The organism is Nocardiopsis sp. YSL2 (assembly GCF_030555055.1).
Classification (GTDB): Bacteria; Actinomycetota; Actinomycetes; order Streptosporangiales; family Streptosporangiaceae; genus Nocardiopsis.
Genome location: NZ_JAMOAO010000001.1, coordinates 2,129,988 through 2,151,900, shown reverse-complemented (window position 1 = coordinate 2,151,900; position 21,913 = coordinate 2,129,988). Strand labels below are relative to the sequence as shown.

Annotated in this window: 22 protein-coding genes; 7 read left to right on the top strand and 15 right to left on the bottom strand. The window is 71.2% G+C overall.

What is annotated here, in order from left to right; all coding sequences use genetic code 11:
• The first annotated feature begins 140 nt into the window (after window positions 1–140).
• On the top strand, window positions 141–779 hold the full coding sequence (locus M1P99_RS09325) for an NADPH-dependent F420 reductase (protein WP_304452257.1): 639 nt from the start codon (window positions 141–143) through the stop codon (window positions 777–779).
• A gap of 55 nt (window positions 780–834) precedes the next feature.
• Here the strand turns inward: M1P99_RS09325 and M1P99_RS09320 are convergent, their stop codons facing one another.
• From M1P99_RS09320 to M1P99_RS09300, 5 genes are all read right to left on the bottom strand, one after another.
• A complete protein-coding gene (locus M1P99_RS09320; RefSeq protein ID WP_304452256.1) occupies window positions 835–1,710 on the bottom strand; it encodes a hypothetical protein in 876 nt (291 codons plus the stop codon).
• Between the two features lie 35 nt (window positions 1,711–1,745).
• Window positions 1,746–2,246 (bottom strand): ATP-binding protein, encoded by a 501-nt coding sequence (locus M1P99_RS09315; protein ID WP_304452255.1) that lies wholly within the window; start codon window positions 2,244–2,246, stop codon window positions 1,746–1,748.
• Entirely contained in the window at window positions 2,243–2,734 is a 492-nt protein-coding gene (locus M1P99_RS09310; protein WP_304452254.1) for a hypothetical protein, read from the bottom strand. Before M1P99_RS09310 ends, M1P99_RS09315 begins: the two co-directional genes overlap by 4 nt.
• Before the next feature lie 341 nt (window positions 2,735–3,075).
• A complete protein-coding gene (locus M1P99_RS09305) occupies window positions 3,076–3,255 on the bottom strand; it encodes a DUF397 domain-containing protein (RefSeq protein WP_304452253.1) in 180 nt (59 codons plus the stop codon).
• Window positions 3,252–4,058: a helix-turn-helix transcriptional regulator gene (locus tag M1P99_RS09300; RefSeq protein WP_304452252.1), complete on the bottom strand. Its 807-nt coding sequence runs from the start codon at window positions 4,056–4,058 to the stop codon at window positions 3,252–3,254. The genes M1P99_RS09305 and M1P99_RS09300 overlap by 4 nt, the downstream gene beginning before the upstream one ends.
• A gap of 264 nt (window positions 4,059–4,322) precedes the next feature.
• Between M1P99_RS09300 and M1P99_RS09295 the strand changes: the two genes are divergently transcribed.
• Both M1P99_RS09295 and M1P99_RS09290 read left to right on the top strand, forming a co-directional pair.
• On the top strand, window positions 4,323–4,805 hold the full coding sequence (locus M1P99_RS09295; RefSeq protein ID WP_304452251.1) for an ATP-binding protein: 483 nt from the start codon (window positions 4,323–4,325) through the stop codon (window positions 4,803–4,805).
• A 20-nt stretch (window positions 4,806–4,825) separates the two neighbouring features.
• Window positions 4,826–5,917, top strand: a complete 1,092-nt coding sequence (locus M1P99_RS09290) for an acyltransferase (RefSeq protein ID WP_304452250.1) — start codon at window positions 4,826–4,828, stop codon at window positions 5,915–5,917.
• A gap of 48 nt (window positions 5,918–5,965) precedes the next feature.
• Here M1P99_RS09290 and M1P99_RS09285 read toward each other — a convergent pair whose 3' ends face one another.
• The 4 genes from M1P99_RS09285 to M1P99_RS09270 all read right to left on the bottom strand — a co-directional run bounded on the left by M1P99_RS09285 (window position 5,966) and on the right by M1P99_RS09270 (window position 10,361).
• Complete coding sequence (locus tag M1P99_RS09285; RefSeq protein ID WP_304452249.1) at window positions 5,966–6,634, bottom strand: hypothetical protein; 669 nt, start codon at window positions 6,632–6,634, stop codon at window positions 5,966–5,968.
• 70 nt (window positions 6,635–6,704) lie between these two features.
• The gene (locus M1P99_RS09280; RefSeq protein WP_304452248.1) at window positions 6,705–7,616 is read right to left on the bottom strand and encodes a carbohydrate ABC transporter permease; all 912 of its coding nucleotides are present in this window, start codon (window positions 7,614–7,616) and stop codon (window positions 6,705–6,707) included.
• Window positions 7,613–8,707: a sugar ABC transporter permease gene (locus tag M1P99_RS09275; protein WP_304452247.1), complete on the bottom strand. Its 1,095-nt coding sequence runs from the start codon at window positions 8,705–8,707 to the stop codon at window positions 7,613–7,615. The genes M1P99_RS09280 and M1P99_RS09275 overlap by 4 nt, the downstream gene beginning before the upstream one ends.
• On the bottom strand, window positions 8,700–10,361 hold the full coding sequence (locus M1P99_RS09270) for an extracellular solute-binding protein (RefSeq protein ID WP_304452246.1): 1,662 nt from the start codon (window positions 10,359–10,361) through the stop codon (window positions 8,700–8,702). The genes M1P99_RS09275 and M1P99_RS09270 overlap by 8 nt, the downstream gene beginning before the upstream one ends.
• Before the next feature lie 206 nt (window positions 10,362–10,567).
• On the opposite strand from M1P99_RS09270, the gene M1P99_RS09265 reads away from it, so the two are divergent.
• Window positions 10,568–13,411, top strand: coding sequence for a glycoside hydrolase family 3 protein (locus M1P99_RS09265; RefSeq protein WP_304452245.1), 2,844 nt, complete (start codon window positions 10,568–10,570; stop codon window positions 13,409–13,411).
• A 30-nt stretch (window positions 13,412–13,441) separates the two neighbouring features.
• On the opposite strand, the gene M1P99_RS09260 is transcribed toward M1P99_RS09265, so the two are convergent.
• Entirely contained in the window at window positions 13,442–14,665 is a 1,224-nt protein-coding gene (locus M1P99_RS09260; protein WP_304452244.1) for an ROK family transcriptional regulator, read from the bottom strand.
• A 128-nt stretch (window positions 14,666–14,793) separates the two neighbouring features.
• Between M1P99_RS09260 and M1P99_RS09255 the strand changes: the two genes are divergently transcribed.
• Entirely contained in the window at window positions 14,794–15,378 is a 585-nt protein-coding gene (locus M1P99_RS09255) for a GNAT family N-acetyltransferase (protein ID WP_304452243.1), read from the top strand.
• Window positions 15,379–15,527: 149 nt separating this feature from the next.
• Window positions 15,528–15,998 (top strand): NUDIX domain-containing protein, encoded by a 471-nt coding sequence (locus tag M1P99_RS09250; protein WP_304452242.1) that lies wholly within the window; start codon window positions 15,528–15,530, stop codon window positions 15,996–15,998.
• Window positions 15,999–16,167: 169 nt separating this feature from the next.
• Here the strand turns inward: M1P99_RS09250 and M1P99_RS09245 are convergent, their stop codons facing one another.
• From M1P99_RS09245 to M1P99_RS09225, 5 genes are all read right to left on the bottom strand, one after another.
• Entirely contained in the window at window positions 16,168–16,428 is a 261-nt protein-coding gene (locus M1P99_RS09245) for a DUF6504 family protein (RefSeq protein WP_304452241.1), read from the bottom strand.
• A 227-nt stretch (window positions 16,429–16,655) separates the two neighbouring features.
• Complete coding sequence (locus M1P99_RS09240; RefSeq protein ID WP_304452240.1) at window positions 16,656–17,606, bottom strand: M48 family metallopeptidase; 951 nt, start codon at window positions 17,604–17,606, stop codon at window positions 16,656–16,658.
• Between the two features lie 124 nt (window positions 17,607–17,730).
• The gene (locus M1P99_RS09235) at window positions 17,731–18,471 is read right to left on the bottom strand and encodes a DivIVA domain-containing protein (RefSeq protein ID WP_304452239.1); all 741 of its coding nucleotides are present in this window, start codon (window positions 18,469–18,471) and stop codon (window positions 17,731–17,733) included.
• Between the two features lie 28 nt (window positions 18,472–18,499).
• Complete coding sequence (locus M1P99_RS09230) at window positions 18,500–18,820, bottom strand: hypothetical protein (protein WP_304452238.1); 321 nt, start codon at window positions 18,818–18,820, stop codon at window positions 18,500–18,502.
• A gap of 80 nt (window positions 18,821–18,900) precedes the next feature.
• Complete coding sequence (locus M1P99_RS09225) at window positions 18,901–19,842, bottom strand: N-acetylmuramoyl-L-alanine amidase (RefSeq protein ID WP_304452237.1); 942 nt, start codon at window positions 19,840–19,842, stop codon at window positions 18,901–18,903.
• 689 nt (window positions 19,843–20,531) lie between these two features.
• Between M1P99_RS09225 and M1P99_RS09220 the strand changes: the two genes are divergently transcribed.
• Window positions 20,532–21,785 carry an LPXTG cell wall anchor domain-containing protein gene (locus tag M1P99_RS09220; RefSeq protein WP_304452236.1) on the top strand — a complete coding sequence of 418 codons (1,254 nt, stop codon included), beginning with the start codon at window positions 20,532–20,534 and terminating at the stop codon, window positions 21,783–21,785.
• The last annotated feature ends 128 nt before the right edge of the window (window positions 21,786–21,913 follow it).

Genomic DNA, 21,913 nt, shown 5'->3' with positions numbered 1-21,913 from the left:
GGATGGGTGGAGTACGTGCCTGGGCCCGGTCATCCGTCGACCAAGGTCCGGCCGTTCGGCGCGTCAGTCCCGCTCGCACGGCCTTCCCGGCAGGAACCTGGTGATCGTGCACGCAGGACAGCCGAACCCGAGGGGGGACGATGATCGTCACGATTGTTGGCGCCGGGAACATGGCTCGTGGCATCGCGACCCGGGCACTGGCGGGAGGACACCAGGTACGTCTGGTCGACAGGACGGCGGCCAAGGCTGAGAACCTCGCCATGGAGCTGTCGGACGACACCGGGGGTACGGCCACGGGGGGCTCGTCACTCGACGAGGGCGCCACGGGCGCGGCCGTGGTCGTTCTGGCCGTGCCCTACCCGGCCGGGCGCGAGGTGATCCAGCAGCTTCCGCAGACGCACCCGGTCGTGGTGGACATCTCCAACCCGGTGGACTTCACGACCTTCGACTCCCTGGTCGTGCCGCCCGGGGTCTCCGCGGCCGAGGAGATCGCAGCCGAGAATCCTGGGGCCCGCTTGGTCAAAGCGTTCAACACGACCTTCGCGAGCACGCTCGTGGCCGGCGAGGTGGACGGCCGACCGCTCGACGTGTTCCTCGCCTCCGACGACGACGGCGCGAAGGAGACGGTCGCCAAGCTCGTGCGCGACGGCGGTCTGCGACCCCTGGACGCCGGCGCGCTGCGTCGGGCACGGGAGCTGGAGGCGTTCCAGTTCCTGGTGATGACCATGCAGGACCGGCTCGGCCTGGGGTGGTCCAGTGCGGTCAAGATCCTGCCCTGATCCGACCGAACCGGCCCCGGGAAGCGCCCGGGACCGGTCGGCATAGGTCAAACGTTCAGTCGAAGAGGTCTGCGGGCCGCTCGACGGTGACGGCCTTGGGCACCCACTTCTCCAGGGTCGCCAAGTCGGTGCAGCTGGTGATCCTGGACCGCTCTTCGTCGGATACAGCGAACCCGCGGGCCTGGAGTACCGCGATCACGTTCCGGGCCGCCTCAGCCGCGCGGCCCTCTTCCCGGCCCTCTTCCCGGCCCATCCCGACGTACTTCTTGGCGAAGTCACTCTGCCATTCGTAGGTTTCCACGGACATCAAGCCCTCCAGCTCCTTCCGGGCGGCCTCGTTGAGACCGGCCAGGACGTAGTCATAGTAAAACAGTCGGTGCTGCTCGGAGGTGGCGTCCAGGGCTTCCACGAACGCCTTCAACGTGCCCGGTTCGGTGTTTCCATGGACACGGGCCGAGAAGACCGAGACCTCGGGGGCCGCTCGTGCCTGGGCCGGGATCACGATCACCGGCATCTCGGACGGGCCGATCGTGAGAGGTGTCAGATCGAATCCCGGGTGTCCGATGGAAATCGGGGTGGCGCACCAGCGGGCGATGGCCTCGTTCGGACACAGGACCATGAGTATTGCGGGGCATTCGAGCCTTAGCCGCAGTGTGGTGAGGTAGGCGGGCCAGCTGTAGCGCTTGTCGTAGTCGCGGCCGTTCTGGCGTTCGACCACGATCGCCAGAACGTTCCTGCCACCGTCACGCAGCAGGACCGCGCCGTCGCTGTTGAGTTCCTTTGGGTCGCAGTTGGTCATCACCGGGCTTGTGTTGACCGCCTCGGTATGCCAGGGGACGTCGATGCCCAGAGCCTCTTTGAGCAGGACGGGCACCATGGCGGGTTGGTTCTGGATGATCCGCAGCGGGATCTCGTGGTCGCGGGTGGGCAAGGGGGTCCTGTCTGTCGAGGGTGGATGCTGATCGGTCAGTGGGCGAAGACGTAGGGGTACAGGTCAGGCGGGGTGCTGGCCGGGTCCACCGTGAACTCGGCCCAGACGTGGGTGCCGAGGTCGGCCCAGGGGGCGAGTCGGAAGTGTCCCCAGGCTGTGGACAGGTTCTCGACGAGGACGAGTCCGCGCTGGCACTCGGCCCAGTCCCATTCGAGGTCGGTGCGCTCGTTCGGGATGCGGGGCGCCCCGCCGCCTCCGCCGCAGTCGCTCAGGGACACGCGCAGGGTGGCTGGGTCGGGCATGGACAGGGCCCTGATGACCTCCTTGAACGGGGGGTCGGCGCGGGTGTACTTGACCCCGTTGGCGAACAGTTCGCTGGTGACGAGTTGGAGGGTGTCGACCAGGTCGGCATCGAATCCGGCCAGGTCGGTGGCGAGGTCGGCGCGGACCCGCCTGAGTTCGGACAGGTGGCCGGGGTAGGTGCGGTGTTCCCAGAAGACGACCGGGCGTGCCTCCTCGGTGTGTGCGTACGTCATACGGCCACCGCCGTGCGCTGCTGCTCGATCCAGACGCGGGTGACCCGGCGGAGTTCGGACAGGTCGTCGGCCGACTGCCGGGGGCGGGGCACGGTCACGGGCACGGGCGCGAGGAGGTCTCCGGAAGGCGTCGGAGACGTGATCGGAAGCGGGGAGCCCGAGGGTGTGGCGGCCCAGCGGTCGAGGCGTGCGCGGGCCTGGGCCTGCACACGGGCGAGATCGCGTTCGTTCTCGAAGGCCCGGTAATAGCCGCGCACGAGGGCGACGTCTTCGGCCGGGATGCGTTCGCGGGGAGGGGCCAGGCGGGGCGAGGGGCGAGGTGCCGGTGGGGCGCTGGCCTGCGCGGGAGCGGGAACGGGCGCGTAGCGGCGGACCCTGGTGGAGCGGCGTCGGCGGGCGGCGACGGAGTGGCGCCCGCGCGCGGGAGTGAGGAGGGCCCGGAGGAGGGCGATGGCATAGCTGAGGACGGCAGGGCTAAACTGAGCCATGTCGGCAATCCTTGTCTTCAAGGGGTCTAATTGCTGGCCACGGCCTCGGACGCGAACTAGCGTCGCGGGGCCTCCGCTTTTTCTGGTGTGTTCGCCAAGAAGATTAGGGCATGTTCGAAGCGAAAGTGCGCGCTACCGGTTGGTAGTTTTTCTGAAGCCTTCGCGTGGCTCCGTTTTTCCTGATCAGGGGATGTCTTGGTGCTGGATTCGGGTAAATGGCAATGGTGCTGATTGGCCCGAATTAAGCGGGTTTGGAGCAGTGTTCTGGTCGCCCGGTGTACGAAAATGGGTGTGGCCGCGATCGGAGTCGCTCGCGGCCACAGGGCGGTTCGTCAGGGCTTCTAGGAGTGCTGCTTGAGGGAGTCCACGAGCGCGGTCCACTCGGCGGCACCGAACGCCAGGTGCCCGAGCTCGCGGTTCTGGGTGTCCCGCACCGCAGTGGCGACACCCTCGGCGACCTCCACGCAGTTGCCCGTACTACCGCCGCTGTAGCTGGACTTATGCCACTGGAAATCACTCATGCGTAGTCCTCTCTGATTCGCCTGATCATCTTCTCAGACTCGCTCAGCGAGAGCGCATCCCCCTGGAGGGCTCCGAAAAGCAGGCCCGCCTGCCGTACTGTCTCCGCGTCATCGAGGACGGCCTCACCGGACCAGTGCTCGGCCAGAGCTACCGGAGGTCGATCGGCGAACCCGAGCACGCGCAGCCCTCCGCTCATTCCGGGATGCTGGGGTGCGTGGCGGGTGATCACCTGGATGCGGATGGCTCCCGCGTCGATCAGGTCGAGGATGCCGTCGAGCTGGGCAAGCATCAGCTCCGGAGACCCGACCTGCCGAGTCAGCGTGTACTCGTCCACGACGAACCAGAGGACGACGTCCTTGTGCAGTTGTCCCCAGCGGATCGTCCGCATCTGCACGAACTGCTCGATCTTGTCCTTCCGGTCCCAGATCCTTCCGGCCCTCATGGAGGTGCGGGCGTACTCGGCGGTCTGGAGCAGTCCGGGGATCATGACCATCTGGTACTCGCGGATCTCGATGGCCGCCTGCTCCAGCACCTTGATGCTGCGCCACCAGTCACGCGCATCCAGGCTCTTGTTGATGTCCGACCACAGGCGTGTCAGTGCTCCACCTGTGGAGAAGACGGTGTCCATTGTTTCCGCATAGTCCGGTTTCGGTGGGCGTTCATCGTTCTCGATCGCTGAGATGAGCGAATCACTCACACCGATCGCCTTGCCGAGTTTCTCCTGCGTATAGCCGCTCTGCACGCGAAGGCGTTTGAGCTCGACAGCGAACTGGTGCCAGGGGCTGCGTTCAGGAATCACCATTCCACAAAGCTACAGACTTGCTCCCGTTCTCTCCACGGATTCAACTGAAATCCACGGGAGTGTGGAAAACATGGCAGGTCAGAGGCCGTTGGTGCAGTGTGGAGGTCGTTGGAGATTCATCGGACAAGCAAGAGGCCCGGCGGCTGAAACCGCAGCCCCGGGCCGTGGCTCGCACCCGTCACTTCGAGTACACCAGGCGCGAACATGAACGAACGTACCTTTCCCGGTTCCGCTCCGGAAGGGATTCCCGCTCCCCGTCGATCGGTGATCCCGCCTCCCTGGCGGCTGAACCTCTCCACACCCGGCCGACACGGGATCGTCCTCGGCCCGGACCCTCACCACGTCGGCGTCGCCCGGCGGTGGGCCGACCGCATCGCCCGCGACACCGACAGCGCGTCCTTCGCCCTGATCACGGCGGTCAGCGAACTCGTCACCAACGCCCAGCGCCACACGCGCTCCGGCGATCCCGGCGGCACCACGACCGTCGTGGTCGAACGCCGCCCCTTCGCCTTCGTCCTGACCGTCACCGACAACGGGCCCCGGCCGGGTCCGTCGATCCCCGTACCCCGCATCGAGGACCGCCGCGAACCCCTCGCGGCCGGCGGGTACGGGCTCCGCGTGCTCGACACCCTCGCGGCGTACTGGGACTGGTCAGGGAAGGCTGGCGGCCCCCTCACCGTCCGAGCCCTCCTCGAACGGGGTACCCGGCCCGCGGCCGCCGGGGGGACCGACTTGAGCCATAGATAACGAAGTGGTATCGATGGGGGATGCGAGTCGACGTGCCCCCCGCGGACCGCCCGGCTTCGGCGCCGTCCGCTCCCCTCCCGACGACGTGGATCGAATTCGCCCGGGTCGCCGCGATGGCGGCCGTGGTCGTCGTGCACGCGTTCTCCCCGCTGGTCAGCACCGTCTACGCCGACCTCGGCACCCCGGCCTGGTGGGCCGCGCACGTCGTGGACTCCGCGCTGCGGTGGTGCGTGCCGGTGTTCGTGATGATCAGCGGCGGTCTGCTGCTGCGCCCACGGGAGGAGGACGCCGGGGAGTTCTACCGCAGGCGGTGGGCCAGGATCGGCGTGCCCCTGATCGTGTGGACCGTCGCCTACCTGGTCTGGGAGCGGTGGCGCGACGGCATCGGCGCCTCGGACGCCGTGGCCCAGGCCGCGTCGGTATCGCCCTCGATCCACCTGTACTTCCTCTACGTCATCGCGGGCCTCTACCTGCTCACGCCGTTCCTGCGCACGGTGGTGGCCCACACACCGCGCACCGGACTCTGCTGGTTCGCGGGACTGACGCTGGCCCTGGGCGCCGCCGACCAGCTACTCGGACTGGTCGACGGCGTCGGGGGCGTGACCGCGGCGACGCGGTTCCTCCCGTTCCTGGGCTACTACCTGCTGGGGTGGCTGTTGCTGAACAGCGGCCCCGCGCCCCGCAGCCTGCGCTACGGCTGCGCCGCCTTCGTCCTGGGCACCGCCGCCACCGTGGGGGGAGCCTGGGCGGCCGCCGCGGTCGCGGGGGAGTGGGGGGCCGGCGCCGCGTACGTGTACGGCTTCCTGTCCCCGACGGTCGTCCCCGCCTCCGTCGGGGCCTTCGTGCTGCTGCGCGCCGCGGGTTCGCGCCTGGCGGCGGGTGGCCGCGCCGGGCGTACGGTCGGCAGGGTCGTGGGAGCGGTGTCCGGACTGAGCCTCGGCGTCTACCTCGTCCACGTCATGGTGCTCAACACGCTGCGCGACATCGGTGGGACGCCCGACGGCGCCCTGGCCCTGGCCGCGGCGAGCGGGTACGCGGTCGCGACCGCCGCCATCAGCATGCTCCTGGTCGCCGCCATGCGGCGGATCCCCCTGCTGCGCTCGACGGTCTGACCCCGGTCCCGCCGATCACGGAGCAGGGGAGCGGAACGGGGGAGGCTGTCAGACTCCGGTGACGCTCACCTGGTCGAGGAGGTCCATGAGGGCCTGCTCCCCGCTCTCCCAGTCACCCATCAGGCAGCTGTGCGAGAAGTACAACTCGTCGTCGCCCGCCCAGTACACGCCCGCCCTGGCGTCCGACGTGCTCATGGTGTCGCTGTGCCCCTGGACCATGGAGAACTCCACCGTCCCGGAGTCGGCGGCCACCTCCACGGTGCCGAGGTCCTCGTACTCGGCGTCGTCCTCGGGCTCCGATCCCTCCTCGACGATCGTGACCCCGGCCATGGCGACGCTCACCCAGTCCATGGCACTGATCGCGGAGTCAGCGCCCGCGTCCCGGCGGTCGGCGGCACGTCCCTCGATCAGGCCGAACGAGGATCCGCATCCGGCGCCGGCGCCCGTGGTGTGGGAGAAGAGCACGAAATCGTCCTCGACGTTGATGGTCCAGTCGTCGAGCTCACCTTCGTCGGGGACCAGCCAGGCGACGTCGCCGTTCCCGGGTACGGCCGTCAGCGCCGGGCCCTCCGGTTCGGGCGAGGACTCCTCCGACTCCTCGGCCGCCGCCTCCGTGCTCTCCTCCGGCTCCTCGGCGTCCTGCGCGCACCCGGCCAACAACAGGACGGCTCCCGCGCCGGAGAGGACACGAGAGCTGATCTTCGTTGTGCGGTTCATCCGGACAGCATGCCAGGACGCCCGTCGACCCCGGAGCGGTCGGCCCCCCTCCGGGGCCGACCGCGCGCTCTCAGCCCTTGACGGCGCCGATGATGACGCCCTTGGTGAAGTGCTTCTGCACCAGCGGGTAGATGAACGTGACCGGGACCAGGGCCACCACCACGATGGCCATCTGGATCGCCAGGTTCGGGGCGGACGCGGTGCCCTGGACCGCGTTCCCCACGACCGAGTTCGAGCTCAGCTGCTGCCCCTGCTGCACGTACTGGCGCAGGATCAGCTGGAGCGGCCACTTGGAGTTGTCGTTCATGTAGAGGATGGCGTTGAAGAACGCGTTCCAGTAGCCCACCGCGTAGAACAGCCCGATGACCGCCGTGACGCCCTTGGACATGGGCAGCACCAGGCGGGTGAGGATCGTCCACTCGCTCGCGCCGTCCACCCGGGCGCTGTCGCTGATCTCGCCCGGCAGGTTCATGAAGAACGCGCGCATGACCACGAGGTTGAACGCGTTCACGGCGGTCGGCAGGATGAGCGACCAGTAGCTGTCGATCAGTCCGACGTTGCTGACCAGCAGGTACAGCGGGATCATCCCCGGCGCGAACAGGAACGTCAGCAGCACCGCGAACAGCAGCGGCCGGTGCCACAGGGACCCCGTCTGGGACAGCCCGTAGGCCGCCAGGATGGTCGCCGCCAGGCTGACGGCCGTGCCGACGGCCGTCACACCCAGGCTGACCAGGACGGCCCGGGTGACCACCCCGCCGCTGAACAGGTCGGCGTAGGCCTGGAACGAGATGCCCTGGGGTACCAGGACCAGGCCGCCCGCGCTGTTGACCGCCGAGGCCGGCGACAGGCTGGTCAGGATGACGATGTACAGCGGGAAGATGATGACGACCGCGATGGCCGCCAACGTGGTGTTCTTCGCGGCGCGTGCAGGGAGGCTGGGGCGCTCCGCCCACACGGGGCGGTCGGCGAACAGTGTGCTCATGAGCGTCTGTAGATTCCGTTCTCGCCCATCTTGTGGGCCAGCTTGTTGGCCAGCACGATGAGGATCAGTCCGACGATGCCCTTCACCAGGCCCGCGACCGCTCCCGCGCTGAAGTTCCCCGTGACGAGCGTCTGGTGGTAGATGTACGTGTCCAGTACCTCCGACACGTTCGCCCCGAACGCGTCCCGTTGCAGGTAGAACTGCTCGAAGCCGACGTTGAGGATGTCGCCGAGCTTGAGGATCAGCAGCAGGATGATGACCGGCCGCAGCCCCGGCAGGGTGATGTGCCACATCCGCCGCCACCGGCCGGCGCCGTCCACCGCCGCGGACTCGTACAGGTTCTGGTTGATGGCGGCCAGTGCCGCGAGGAAGATGATCGTCCCCCACCCGGCGTCCTTCCAGATCATCTGGGAGGTGACCACGAACAGGAACGCGTCCGGGTTGGTCATGACGTCCAGCGGCGCGTACCCGTTCTGCCGCAGCATCTGGGAGAAGAGCCCCGCACCGCCGAGCACCTGCTGGAACAGGGTCACGACCAGCACCCAGGAGAAGAAGTGCGGCATGTACACGATGCTCTGGAGCACCAGGCGCATGCGGCGCGAGAGGACGCTGTCGAGCAGGATCGCCAGGCCGATGGGGATCGGGAAGAAGAACACCAGCTGGATCGCGGCGATCATCAGGGTGTTGCCCGCCGCGCTCCAGAACCGGGCGTCGGTGAAGAGGCGCTCGAACTGGCTGAAGCCCACCCACGGGCTGCCGATCACGCCGTCCCACGGGTTGTAGTTCTGGAAGGCGATGATGTTGCCGAGGGTCGGCGTGTAGTGGAACACCGCGAGCAGGGCGATCGCGGGCAGTGTCATCAGCAGCAGCTGCCAGTCGCGGCGCAGCCGCGACCGCAGGGACCGGCGCCGGGGGCGGGGCGCGTCGGCGCCCCGGCGTCCGAGGGTGCGCGAAGTGCGGTCTCCACGGGGCCCGCGCCCCCCGTTCGCCCCGTCCCCGCCCCGGCCGGCGGGGCCGGCGGAGGAGGTGTACGCGGAACGGGGGGCGGGCGGGGCCGTGGTCCCGCCGGAGGAGTCGAACCTGTCAGTCACGGCCGTGCTCCTGCAGGACCCCCATGTAGAACTCGCGGCCCTCGTCACCGCCGTCGCGCCGCCAGTCCGAGATGGCCTGGTCCAGCTGGCTGAGGTCCTCGCGCCCGCGGATGATGTCCTCGACCTTGTCGGTCATCGGCGTCTCGGCGGCGGAGAACCGCTCGGGCCGCTGGATGCGGATGCCCGCGAACGGGTCCTCCTCGGCGTACTGGGCCGCGTGGTTGTACCAGTCGGACTTCCACTGCACGAAGTCCGGGTACTGGCTCTCGGTGATCGCCGGGGGCCGCCCGCTGATGAAGTAGTAGCCGTCGTTGACCTCGGTGTTGCCCAGGTCGGTCAGCTGGGGGGCGCCGTCGTCGTCGCGCTCGTGGTGCACGCCCTCCTCGCCGTACCGGTAGTCCATGTACTCCTGCGTGCCGTAGGGGGCGGCGCAGAAGTTCAGCACGCCGAGGATCTCCTCCACCTGCGCCGGGTCCATGCCCTTGCGGACGAACACCGACTGGCCCGAGGGGTCGGACTTGTGCATGACGGGGTCGTTGCCGCCCTGGCCGAAGACCGGCATCAGGTCCAGGCGGAAGTCGGGGTTGTCGCCGAGCATCTGCGCGTACGCCTCGTTCCAGGCGCCCAGTCCGTCCTGGTTGAAGAGGATCTCTCCGGAGTTGAGCAGCTCCTTGGAGTTGTCGGCCTTGGCGACCACGTCGGGGTGCATGAGCCCGGCGTCGTAGATCCGGCGCATGTACTCGACGCTGGCGCGCCATTCCTCGGTCTCGAACATGTGGATGAGCTCGCCGTTCTCGTAGCGCCACTGCCTGGGCGCGCCGAAGATCTGGCGCATGCTCAGGTTGAAGTCGCCGAACGCCCACCGGTTGTTGTCGGGATCGTTGATCTCCTCGCCGATCGCGAAGAGCTCGTCGGGCGAGGTGGGCGGCTCGATCCCGTACTCGTCCAGCAGGTCGCGGCGCATCAGGACCCAGTTGCCGAAGGGCTCGGAGGGCCAGGGGACGCCCATGAGCTTCTCGTTGAAGACGTTCCAGCGCCAGGCGTCGCTCTCCAGGTTGGCCAGGAGGGGGTAGGCGCTGGCGGCGTCGCCGGCCAGGAGGGGGGTCAGGTCCTCGAACAGTTCGTCGACGGCCCGGTTGAACTGCGGGATCAGGTTGATGACCCAGTCCGGGAACATCGTGATGTCGGCGACGTCGCGCCCGGCGATGACCGCGTTCATCTTGTCGATGACGGTGTCGCCGTCCTGGAAGTTGAACTCGACGGTCGTCCCGATCCGCCCGTTGACGTAGTCGAAGAAGGAGTTGTTGCCCAGCGCGGGGGGCACGGGGCCCCACAGGGGCGTCATGGCGGTGTAGTGGCCGCCGCTCCCGGGCGGGTTCGGCAGCGCCTGGATGAACGTGTCCGGGTACGAGGTGAAGCCGCTCGGCGCGCCGTGCAGGCCCTCGAGGTCGGGGGTGACCCCGTCGAAGGGGATGTGGGTGGGGATCAGGTCGTCCAGCGAGGTGGCGGCCGAGGCGGAGCCTCCGCCACCGCCTCCGGAGTTCGAGCTGCACGCGCCGAGCGCTCCGGCGGTGAACGCGGCGGTGGTGGAGGCGCCCACCAGGCCGAGGAAGCGGCGGCGGCTCGGCGCTGGTCTACGGGGAGTGGAGGGCATAGCGTCGTTCCTTCGGTCGATCAGGCCGGGGGCCCACGGGGGTAGGAATCGAAGGGCCATTTTGCTATGAATTAGTTGGCCGTTTAGACGAACAAATTACTGCACTGTGAACTACCACACAAGGTCTCGCCGGGCTCGAAGTCGAAGCGTTTCGATTTCGATTCGGCGAGACGTCGGCGCATCGAACCAGAGACGGACACCCCCCCATGGCCCACCCGCTCCCCCAGGACTCCCAGGCATCCCAGGACGCGCAGCGTGTACGCGACCTCCTGGACGCCCTCAGCCTCGACGAGAAGATCGGGCTCCTCCACCAGCACCAGGCGCCCGTCGAACGCCTCGGCCTCGGTGCCTTCCGCACCGGCACCGAGGCCCTGCACGGCCTGGCCTGGCTCGGCCCCGCCACCGTCTACCCGCAGGCCGTCGGCCTCGCCGCGACCTGGGACCCCGACCTGGTCCGCCGGGTCGGCTCGGCCACCGCCGACGAGACCCTGGCCTTCCACGAGCGCGACCCCGCGGGAGCCGGGCGCAACGTCTGGGCGCCGGTCGTCAACCCGCTGCGCGACCCCCGGTGGGGGCGCAACGAGGAGGGCTACTCGGAGGACCCCTGGCTCACCGGGCTCATCGCCACCGCCTACGCCCGCGGCCTGGCCGGGGACGGGACGCGCCTGCGCACCGCGCCCACCCTCAAGCACTTCCTCGGCTACAACAACGAGACCGACCGGTGCACGACCTCCAGCGACCTGCCGCCGCGGGTCCTGCGCGAGTACGAGCTGCCCGCCTTCCTGCCCGCCCTGCGCGACGGGGCGGCCGTGGCGGTCATGCCGTCCTACAACCTGGTCAACGGCAGGCCCGCGCACCTGAGCCCGCTGGTCAACGAGGTCCTGCGGGAGGCCGCGCCCGACGACCTGCTCGTGGTCAGCGACGCCTACGCCCCGGCCAACCTCGTGGAGCTCCAGCACTTCCACCCCGACCTGCCGGCGGCGTACGCCCACGCGATCCGCGCCGGGCTCGACAGCTTCACCCAGGACGACGAGCGGACCGAGGCCACGCTCGGCCACGTCCGCGAGGCCCTGCGCCGGGGCCTGCTGACCGAGGCCGACGTCGACGCGGCGGTCCGCCACGCGCTGTCCGTGCGCGTCCGCCTGGGCGAGTTCGACGCCGATCCGTCAGCCGCCGCGAGCGGCGCCGTCGACACGCCCGAACACCGCGCGCTCGCCCGGGAGGCGGCCACGCGCTCGATCACGCTGCTGCGCAACGACGGGATCCTGCCGCTGCGGGACGTGCGCCGCGTGGCCGTGATCGGACAGCTTGGCGACACCCTGCTGGAGGACTGGTACAGCGGGACCCTGCCCTATGAGGTGACCGCGCGCGACGGTATCGCCGCACGCGTGGAGACCGTGTTCTGCGAGGGCGCCGACCGGATCACGCTGGCGACCTACGGCCACGGCGCGGTCGTCTCCCCGGCCGACGGGGGACCGCTGCGGCTGGTGAGCACCGGGGCGCAGGGCCTGCACGAGGACGGCGCCGCCGTGCGCGCCCGCACCCCCGGCGCCGCGTTCGACCTCCTGGACTGGGGCGGCGGCGCCTGCGCGCTGCGCTCCGCGGAGACCGGCACGTACGTGAACGAGGGACCGGACGGCACCCTGGTCTGCGACGCCCCCGGTCCCGGCACATGGGAGGTCCGCCAGACCTTCCGCATGGAAGAGGACGCCGCCGGCCACACCGTGCTCGTCCAGATCCACACCGGCCGCCGCGTCGGGGTCGGGGACGACCTGGTCCTGCGGCTGACCGACGACCCCGGCGAGGCGACCCCCTTCCTCGTCGACGGGCTCGGCTCGGGTGCCCAGGAGGCCGCGCGGGTGGCCTCCACCGCCGACGTCGCCGTGGTGGTCGCGGGCGACCACCCGATGGTGAACGGCCGCGAGACCGAGGACCGCGCCGACCTGGACCTGCCCGAGGCCCAGGAACGGGTGCTGCGGGCCGTGTACGAAGCCAACCCGGCCACGGTCCTCGTGCTGAGCAGCGGCTACCCGTTCGCCGTCACGTGGGCCGACGAGCACGTGCCGGCCGTCCTGTGGTCCGCGCACGGCGGGCAGGAGTACGGGCACGCCCTGGCCGACGTGCTGTTCGGCGACGCCGAGCCCGCCGGCCGGCTCACCCAGACCTGGTACCGGTCGACGGCGGACCTGCCGGACCTGTTGGACTACGACGTCATCACCGCGCGCGGCACGTACCTGTACTTCGAGGGGGACCCGCTCTACCCGTTCGGGCACGGACTCGGCTACACCACGGTCGAGTACGGGGAGCCGGTGGTCCGGGTGGACGGGGGCCGGGTGACGGTGGAGGTCGAGGTCGCCAACAGCGGGACCCGGACGGCCGAGGAGGTCGTGCAGGTGTACACCCGCCAACGGGAGTCGCGCGTGCGGGTGCCCCTGCGGGCGCTGCGGGGCTTCGCGAGGCTGACGGTGGAGCCGGGCGGGTCGCGCACGGCGGTGGTCGGGTTCGACGTCGACGCGCTGGCGCTGTGGGACACCACCCGGGACCGGTTCGTCGTGGAGGACGCGCCGCGCGAGGTGCTCGTCGGCCGGTCGGCCGCGGACATCCGCGCGACGGCGCCGCTGGAGGTGGAGGGCGAGGCGATCCCGCCGCGCGACGCCTTCGGCCGCGCCTGGGAGGCCGCCGGCTACGACGACGCCCGCGGTGTCCGCCTGTGCCCGGTCACCCGCGAGCGCGGGGACGCCGTGCGTGCCGCCGCCGGTGCCGCGTGGGCGGGCTTCCACGGGGTGGACCTGGGGGAGGGCGCCACGGAGGGACGGCTCGTGGTCAACGCCGACCGGGAGTGCGTGGTGCTGCTGCGCCTGGACGACCCGGAGGAGGGGCCGGTGGCGGCGACGTTCGCCGTGCCCGCCTGCGACGACCGGTTCGCCTTCGCCGAGGTCAAGGCCGAGGTCACGGGAGCGAAGGGCGTGCGCGACCTCTACCTGGTCTTCGAGGGCACCGGCGAGGGCGGGGGCGCGGCGGTGGAGTCGTTCGCCTTCGGCCGGGGCTGAGGCGGCACCCGGGCGCCCGGCACCCGGTGATCATCCGGTGCGGACCCGGGGCGCGGGCAGCGGCAGTAGTCCGGCGTCGAGCGCGTGGACCATCGCCGCGGCCCCGCCCCGGGCGGCCGCACTGAGCCCCAGGGACGACAGCTCCACCCGGCTGCCGCCCGCGTCGGGCGCGAAGATGTTCGCCGACGCCGTCGCCCGGCAGTTCGGCAGCAGCCACGGGCCCATCGGCACGAAGTAGCCGCCGAGGACGACCACGCGGGGGTTGACCACGTTGGCCAGCATCGCCACGCCCCGGCCCAACCAGGTTCCGGCCCGCTCGAACGCGCCCACCGCGGTGGCGTCGCCCGCCGTGGCGCGTTCCACCGCGACCGCCACGAGCGCGGTGATGTCGCTGGCCGAGAGGCAGCGGTCGGGGACGCGGTCGGGCACGGCCTCGCGCAGGATCGGATCGATCCCGGCCAGGGCCTCCAGGCAGCCGTTGCGCCCGCACGCGCACGCGGGGCCCTCCTCGCTCAGCGGCACGTGGCCGATCTCCCCGGCGAAGCCGCCCGCCCCGCGCAGGAGTGCGCCGCCGGTCACCAGGCCCGCGCCGATGCCGACCTCCCCCGTCAGGTAGACCAGGTCGGGGGTCTGGGCGAAGGAGCCGGTGAGGTACTCCGCCAGCGCGCCGAGGTTGGCGTCGTTGTCGACCTGCACGGAGAGGTCGGGGTCGGGCAGCAGGGCGCGGACGAGGTCCCGCAGGGGCACCTCGGTCCAGCCGAGGTTGGGCGCGCGTCTGACCGTCCCGGTCGCGGTGTCGATGAGGCCCGGCACCGCCAGGCTCACCCCGACGACGGTCCGCCCGCTCAGTTCCGGGCCGTCCATGGTCTCCCGCACCGTCGCGGCGATCTGCCGGACGCACTCGTCGGGTCCGGCCGAGCGGGCGTCGAAGGGCACGTGCCTGGTGAGGAGGTCGTGGGTGAGGAGGTCGACGGCGACCACCGACAGGTAGTCGACGTTCACCTCCACGCCGATCGCCGCCATCGAGGTCTCGTCCAGGGCCAGCATCACGCCGGGACGCCCCACGCGGTGCTCGGCGGTCACCCCGGTCTCGCGGACCAGACCCCGGGACATCAGGTCGGCGACCAGACTGGAGACGGTGGTCTTGTTCAGCCCCGTGGCGGAGGCGACCGCGGCGCGTGAACAGGGCGCCATGGAGCGCACCGTGCGGAGCACCACGCCCAGGTTGGTCTCACGGACCGTCTGTAAACTCACCGAACCCGTCGACACGGTTCCCCCTCTTTCCTCCCCGCCGAGGCGCACCGGGCGCTGTGCCCGGATCGTACAGGGCGTACGGAAAACGGGTTGCCCGCGCGAAGGAGCGGCTGGTTGGATCGCCGACCATGGTGCCCCTTGACGTGTTCCGGGAACAGCCCGTGCTGACCGGCGGCCGAGTCCGCCTGGACCCCCTCGACGGGGAGAACGGCGCGGCCCTCGTCGACGACTACGTGGAGATGGATCCGGTGGTGCGCAGGCTCACGGGCACGCACCAGCGCTTCACCCCGGAGGGCCTGCGGGAGTGGTTCGCGACGCGCCGGGACCACCACGACCGCGCCGACTGGGCGATCCTCGAACGCGAGGGCGGAACCGTGGTGGGGGAGTGTGCGCTCATCGACCTGGATCCCGAGAACGCGGCGGCCGACTACCGGATCTCGCTCCGGGACATGGCGCTGACCGGGCGCGGGTACGGTACCGAGGCCACCGACCTCGTCCTCGACTACGCGTTCGGCGCGGCGGGGCTGCACCGGGTGGCGCTCCAAGTGTTCGCGTTCAACGTCAACGCCCAGAAGTCGTACGCCAGGTCCGGCTTCGTCCGGGAGGGCGTGTGGCGCGGTCACCTGCGCTGGGACGGCGAGTGGCACGACACGGTCCTGATGTCCGTCCTGGCCGAGGAGTACGCCGAGCGACGCGCGGGGCGCCGGGCCTGAGCCCGAGCCCGAGCCTGAGCCTGAGCGGTCCGGCCCCCCGTCCGCTCCAGCGGTGCTCCAGGGCGCGCGCCGGTCCCCTCGACGTGCTCCGCCCCCGCGGGCCGCGTCCTTCCCGCCCCACCGCCTCCGGATGACCTAGCCTTCAAGGCATGCCGGTCCCAGACTTCGTTCTCGAACTCCGCCGCCACGTCGGTCACGACCTGCTGCCGCTCGTGGGGGTGACGGGCGTGCTGTTGAACGAGGACGGCCACGTCCTGCTCCACCAGCGCACCGACGACGGCCGCTGGTGCACGCCCGGCGGAATCCTGGAACCGGGCGAGCAGCCCGCCCAGGCCGTCGTCCGCGAGGTGTGGGAGGAGACAGGCGTGAAGGCCGAGGTGGACCGCCTGACCAGCGTGGTGTCCGCGGAGCCCTTCACCTACCCCAACGGCGACCGGGTGCAGATGCTCGACCTGGCCTTCCGGTGCCGTGCCGTCAGCGGCAGCCCGGGCCCGGTCGGCGACGAGTCGCTCGACGCGCGGTGGTTCGCTCCGGACGACCTGCCGGAGATGCCCCCGCGCATCCTGGAGCGCATCCGCTACGCCCGCGAGAACCGGAGCGAACCCTACTTCGCCCTGTGACCGGCGCCCGGCGCTCCGCCGGGTCGCGGATCCCGGACCGCCCTCCCCGCCGGTCCGGCCGAGTCGGGCCGGGGCCCCGACCGCTCCTCGGACCCCTCGCGCACGGGAACGGCCCGCGCGGTGCGCCGCGCGGGCCGGACGGGTGCGGAACGGGCCGACGGGCGGCCGGTCACTGCCACTGGCGCCGCATGGTCCAGGTGTCCGACGCGGCGTCCCTGGTGATGTCGATGATGCTCGGCTGCCCCGCCTCCGACTCCGCCGAGACGCGGAGCAGGTGGACCTGGGTCGCCGGGGTGCCGGGCGACTCGGCGCGGGCGGGCCAGTCGCCGATGACCCGGCGGACCCGGAACGTGTGGCCGCGCCAGGTGAACTGGGCGGGGTTCCCACCGTGGGTGGAGCGGACGTCGATCTGTTCGTTCAGGAGACTCACGCGTACAGTTTATCGAACACGTGTTCGACCCCGTCAAGTCCCTCGCCGGCCCGGCCGGGTTCCCACACCCTAGAGCCGGTCCACGCGGGCGAACGGGTTCCGCCTCGGCGTGTTCCCGCGCAGACTTCGAGACGGCCGGCCGACGCGGTGGCGTGCCCGCCCGGGGCGGCACCGGGCCGCGCGGCGGCCTCCCGAGGTGGGGCCGGGTGGGGCCTCCGGGCGCGGGGCTACAGGAACACCCGGCCGCGGCGGGCGCGGTCGCGGAGCGCGGCCATCCGGCGGGTGTTGCTCGGGCGGTGGCTGAGCAGGTGGTACACCAGCAGCGACAGTCCCCGGTCGGTGCGGGCGCGGTCGGCCATCTCGCCCATGTTGACGCGCGAGTACAGGTGCTTGCCCCCCGCGTACAGCCGGACCGCGTGCACGCCCTGCGGGCAGTGGGTGAAGGCGTGGTTGTCCGCCGTGTACTCCATGGTCCGGGACAGGGCCGCGCCCAGACCCGGTACGAGGTGGGCGCCCAGGGTCGCCAACCGGCGCCAGAACCCCGTGTGCCCGGCGGCGACGTGGCCGAGCTGGTGGGCGATCAGGAACGCGACGGCGTCCGGGTCGCGCAGCCGCTCACCGACCTCGAACAGGTCGTTCGGCAGCACCAGGTACCGGTGCAGCCTGTGTCCGCCGGCGTCCGTCCGCACCGTCCAGTGCTCACCTCCCGCCCGCACGTACGCCTCCGGAACCCGGCTCAGACCCATGCCGGCGGACAGGGACGCCACCATCCGGTAGGCCTCCGGGAACTGGGTGGGCGAGATCTTCACCGACTCCGCGCGCTGGCGGGCGTAGCGCAGCCCCCGGGCCGCCCAGAGCCCCACGGGCACCGACGCCGGAACGCCGACGGCCCACCAGAGCGAGCCCGACACCGACCACACCGTGTACGCGAGCGCGGCGGCCGCCAGCAGGTTGACCACCGCGCACACGGCCAGCAGCGGCACCTCCCACGGGTGCGCGGGCGCGGGGAGGAGCTCCTCGTCGGCGTCGAGGGCACGTGGCGGGTCGGCGTCGCGGCGCGCGGTCCGCGGTCCCGGCCCGCCGTGCGCGTGCGTCCACTTGCCCGACGCCGCGGAGCAGGCGTGCGTACCGTGGGTCGGACAGGTGGCGTGGCCCCGCGGGGGTATCGCGTGTGACATCGTGCCTCCCCTCAGGTCGCGGGTCGCGCCCATGGCGATTCAGCTACACTCTGTAGCTGAATATTACGTTCCGCTTCCCTTGGGATGGTGTTGGTAGGCGACGGCGTGTCAGGACGCGTGTCGTTCAGCGCTCCTCGTAGCGCCGCAACTCCTCCGCGAGCACGTCCAGGAACCGGTCCACCTGGGCGGGGTCGTACCCGGGACGGGCCCGGGTCGTGGCGAACTGCACGCGCTCCACCTCGGCGGCGGACAGTGTCGCCCGCTCCGGCCGTCCCTGGAGCAGCACGTCGAGTGTGAACTCGGCCCTGTCCAGGAAGTCGTCGACCTCCTGCTCGTTGTAGCCCGTGGTCAGGCGCGTGGTCGCGAACTGCTGTTCCCGGATGTCACGCGGAGTCATCGGCGGACGCTGGTGCGACTGCTGCCCCTGCGGCGGCGTTCCGGGGCGCCGCGGACCGGCCGGGTCGTGTGGGGGTGCTCCGGGAGGACCCCCGGGTCCCATCGGTCCGCCCCGACCACCAGGCCCGCCCTGCCCCGGACCGGGCGCGCCGGGCCGATCCGGCAGCGGGGGGCTCGCGGGCCGTCCGAGCCCGCGCCCGACCAGGTCGGCGACCACGATGTCGAGGAAGTCGTCCACCTCGTCCTCGCGATACCCCGGGCTGAGCCTCGTGGTCCGGAATCTGGAGTTGCGCACGTCGTCGGCGGTGAGGAGGGGACCCTGGCGGGGGCCGCCCTCCAGGGCGACGAGCGTCGCCTCTATCCGGTCGAGCAGGGCGTCGACGTCCTCCTCGTTGTAACCCGGGCGCAGACGCACCGTATGGAACTTCTTGTTGCGGATGTCCGCCGGTGTCAGAGGCATGGTCCCCATTGTGCAGTTCGCGCGGTTGCCCGGGGGGTCATCCCCGGTCACCGCGTGATTCGGCTTCGGTGATCCGGTCGGCGAGGTCGCTGAGAACCTCGCTGACCTGGGTTCTCTCGTACCCGCGCAGGGTCAGGTCCAGCGAGGGGGACCGCAGTTCGGCGGCGCTGATCGGCTCCGGCCGACGGCGCGCGGGGAGCCCGGGGACCAGAACGGCGGCGTCGGTGAAGGCGGGGACCCCGGTCAGCGTGGCCAGGGTGACGTTGGCGCGGTCGACGAGGGCATCGACCTGGCGGCGGTCGAACCCGCGCAGAACCACATCGAACGCGGGGACGCGCGGGGGCACGGGGGAGTTCATGCAGGGCATTATGGCCGAGAGCCCTGACGCCCGCCAGGGATGACGGCGGTTGTGGCCGGGAGCGGTCGTGCGCCCCCGGTTCACTCGCGCATGAGGTAGTCGGCCAGTCCGCCCGCGATCGCGTCGGCCGCCGCGGCACGCCACTCCGGATCCGACAGGAGCGCGGCGTCCTCCTCGTTGCGCAGGTTGCCCGCCTCCAGGAACACCTTGGGCACGGTGGACAGGTTGAGCCCTCCCAGGTCGGTGCGCTCGTCGAGGCCCTCCTCGGCGGCGTAGTCGGCGTAGGGGACGTCGGAGCCCTCCCGGTACTCGCGCCGCAGGTCCTCGGCGAGCAGTCGCGAGGGCTCGACGATGTCCTCGGTGAAACCGTCGACCTCGCCGGGGGTGATCACGTGGAATCCGCGGCCCGACGGGGGGCCGCCGTCGGCGTGGATGGACAGGGCGGCGTCGGCCTCGGCCTCGTTGCCGATCGCGGCGCGTTCGTCGATGCAGGGGCCGACGCCCGCGTTGTCGTCACGGGTGAGGACGACCGTGGCGCCGTCGGCCTCCAACCGCTCCTTGACCAGCAGGGCCAGGTCCCAGTTGAACTCGTGCTCGGCGTAGCCGTCCCCGGACTCGGAGCCCACGGTGTCGCAGGCCTTGCGCTCGGGGCCGGCCGAGACGAGTTCGCTGATCTCGTCGGCGGCCGCGGCGTTGCCGCCGTTGTGCCCGGGGTCGATGAGGACCACCCGTGAGCCGAGCGGGCCGTCCACGGCCGGGACGTCGTCGGTCCCCGTGCCGTCCGCCCCGCCGGGCGGTGCGGCGGCGTCACCGGAACTCCCGGGCTTCCCGGAGCCGGCTTCATCTCCCTGACCGCCGTCCTCGGGGCCGGGCAGGGGGATCGCCGCGGTCGGGTCGCCCTCGGGTGCGGCACCGGACCCGCTCGCGCACGCGGTGGCGAGCAGGACGGTGGTGGTCAGAGCGACGAGTGACAGGGCGCGGCCGACGCGGCTCCGCGGCCCTGACGGTACCGAGACGGGCATGCCCACAACCTAGTCCCTCGCCGTGACCGGGTCCGTCCCGTGGGGTCGTGCCCGAACCTGGGCCATGACGCCCCGGGCGGCGGTTCGGTTGACGCGGAATGGTGTGAAATTCGCTGGAATTCCACATGTGCGGCGAGTGGTGGTCGGCGGATGGTCCTCCGTGCGTCGGCGGCCATTCTCCGGTGGCCGGGTGTTCCGGGGCCGACGCGGTGGAGAGGTGTCCCCGGGGGCGGATGCCGCCGGTCCGGTAGCCGGGTGACCTGCGATGCAGCGGGCGGGTGGCTTCCCCTGTCGCAGGCGCCCTTTCGGCTGACGCGCGTCACTGGGCGAGGTTCACAGGGATGCGCGAATAATCGCGAAGGGAATGGTTCGGTTGCGCAGGGTGATCCATTCCGTCAGTGTTACCCACTTGTCATCACATTTCGGATGATTCGATCTTTGTCTTCCGGTTAAGGTTCTTTCTGGAAGCGGGACGCAGTCCCACTCTTGGTTGACGGGCCCCACTGTCCTGGGGCCGGCGCGCCCTCGCTTCCGGTTGGCAGAGGCCCCACAGCGGCGCCTGTCATCCCCCTACCAGCCCCTGGGCCAGCTGCTCCGGACCTCGTGGACTTCCCCGCGTTCCGAGGTTGTGGAGTGCGGCCAGGCCAGCCCGACCACTACGGGCTGGATTGATCCGAATGAGGATGACCTTGAAGATCAGTCCCAAGTTCTCCGCGCGCCGCATCGCGCAGGGTGGCGCCACCTTCGCCGCCTTCGGTGCGCTCAGCCTCGCCGCCGCCATGCCGGCGGCCGCCGACACCACCTACGGCTGGGGCTACGCCACCGCCTCGGGCGGAGCGGCCCAGGCCATCACCGACGTGACCCAGTCGGGTTCCGCCTCCGGCACGACCGGCGGCGTCACCCAGGTGGACGACTGCTTCTCCCTCGACGCCGAGACCACGGCCACGGTCGGCGCCAACGGCGTGACCGCCACCACCGTGATCAACAGCGCGCGCATCGAACTCACCCAGGAGTGCTTCGACGAGCTTCCCGAGGAGGAGGCCCCGGAGCCCACCGAGGACGACGAGGACGACGAGGACGACGAGGACGACGAGGACGACGCCGAGGGTGAGACCCCGGCGGAGTCCGAGGCCCCGACCGACGGTGAGGGCGAGGGCGCCGACGCCGAGGGCGAGACCCCGGCGGAGTCCGAGGCCCCGACCGACGGTGAGGGCGAGGGCGCCGACGCCGAGGGCGAGACCCCGGTGCAGACCGAGGCCCCGACCGACGGTGAGGGCGAGGGCGCCGACGCCGAGACCCAGGCCCCGGTGCAGACCGAGGCCCCGACCACGGAGTCCGCGTCCGAGGAGACCGCCCCCGAGGTCGTCACGCTGGACGAGGAGAACTCCGACACCGTCAGCGCCAGCGGCGACGTGGTCGCCGACATCAGCGTCAGCGGCGCGAGCGTCACCACCACCCAGTCCTGGGACGGCGAGGTCGACTACTCGCTCAACAGGGGCAGCGCCACCCGCGGTGCCGAGGTCTACCCGGTCCACTACGTGGAGACCTTCGAGGACGACGGCGTCACCTGGAACGACGGCGTCACCGACTTCTACGTGACGTTCACCGTCGAGGAATCCCAGGTCACCTACTACCTGGGCACCACGGCCGCGGCCGTGGCGACCGTCGAGGACGGCGAGCCCGGTGGCGGGAACCCCGGTGGCGAGGAGCCCGGTGGCGAGGAGCCCGGTGACGGCGACGAGCAGAACCCGCCGGCCCGTGACGAGGAGCCGGAGGAGGAGGCGCCCGCGCCCAAGTCGGTCGAGCCCCTGCCCCAGACCGGTTCGCCGGTCGTCGGCCTGATCGGCGCCGGCGCGGCGATCGCCGTCGGCGGTGGCGCCGCCGCCTACCTGGCCCGCCGCAAGAAGACCGCCGCCACCGCCGAGGAGAACGGCGAGGGCTGAGTCTGAGCTGAGGGTCTGACGGCCCGACGCGGCCCCGGGGACGAGTCGTCCCCGGGGCCTTTTCGTCGTCCGCGCGCGGCACACGGAACTCCCGGGGGTGGGGACCGCGTTAGGCCCTAGTAGACGCC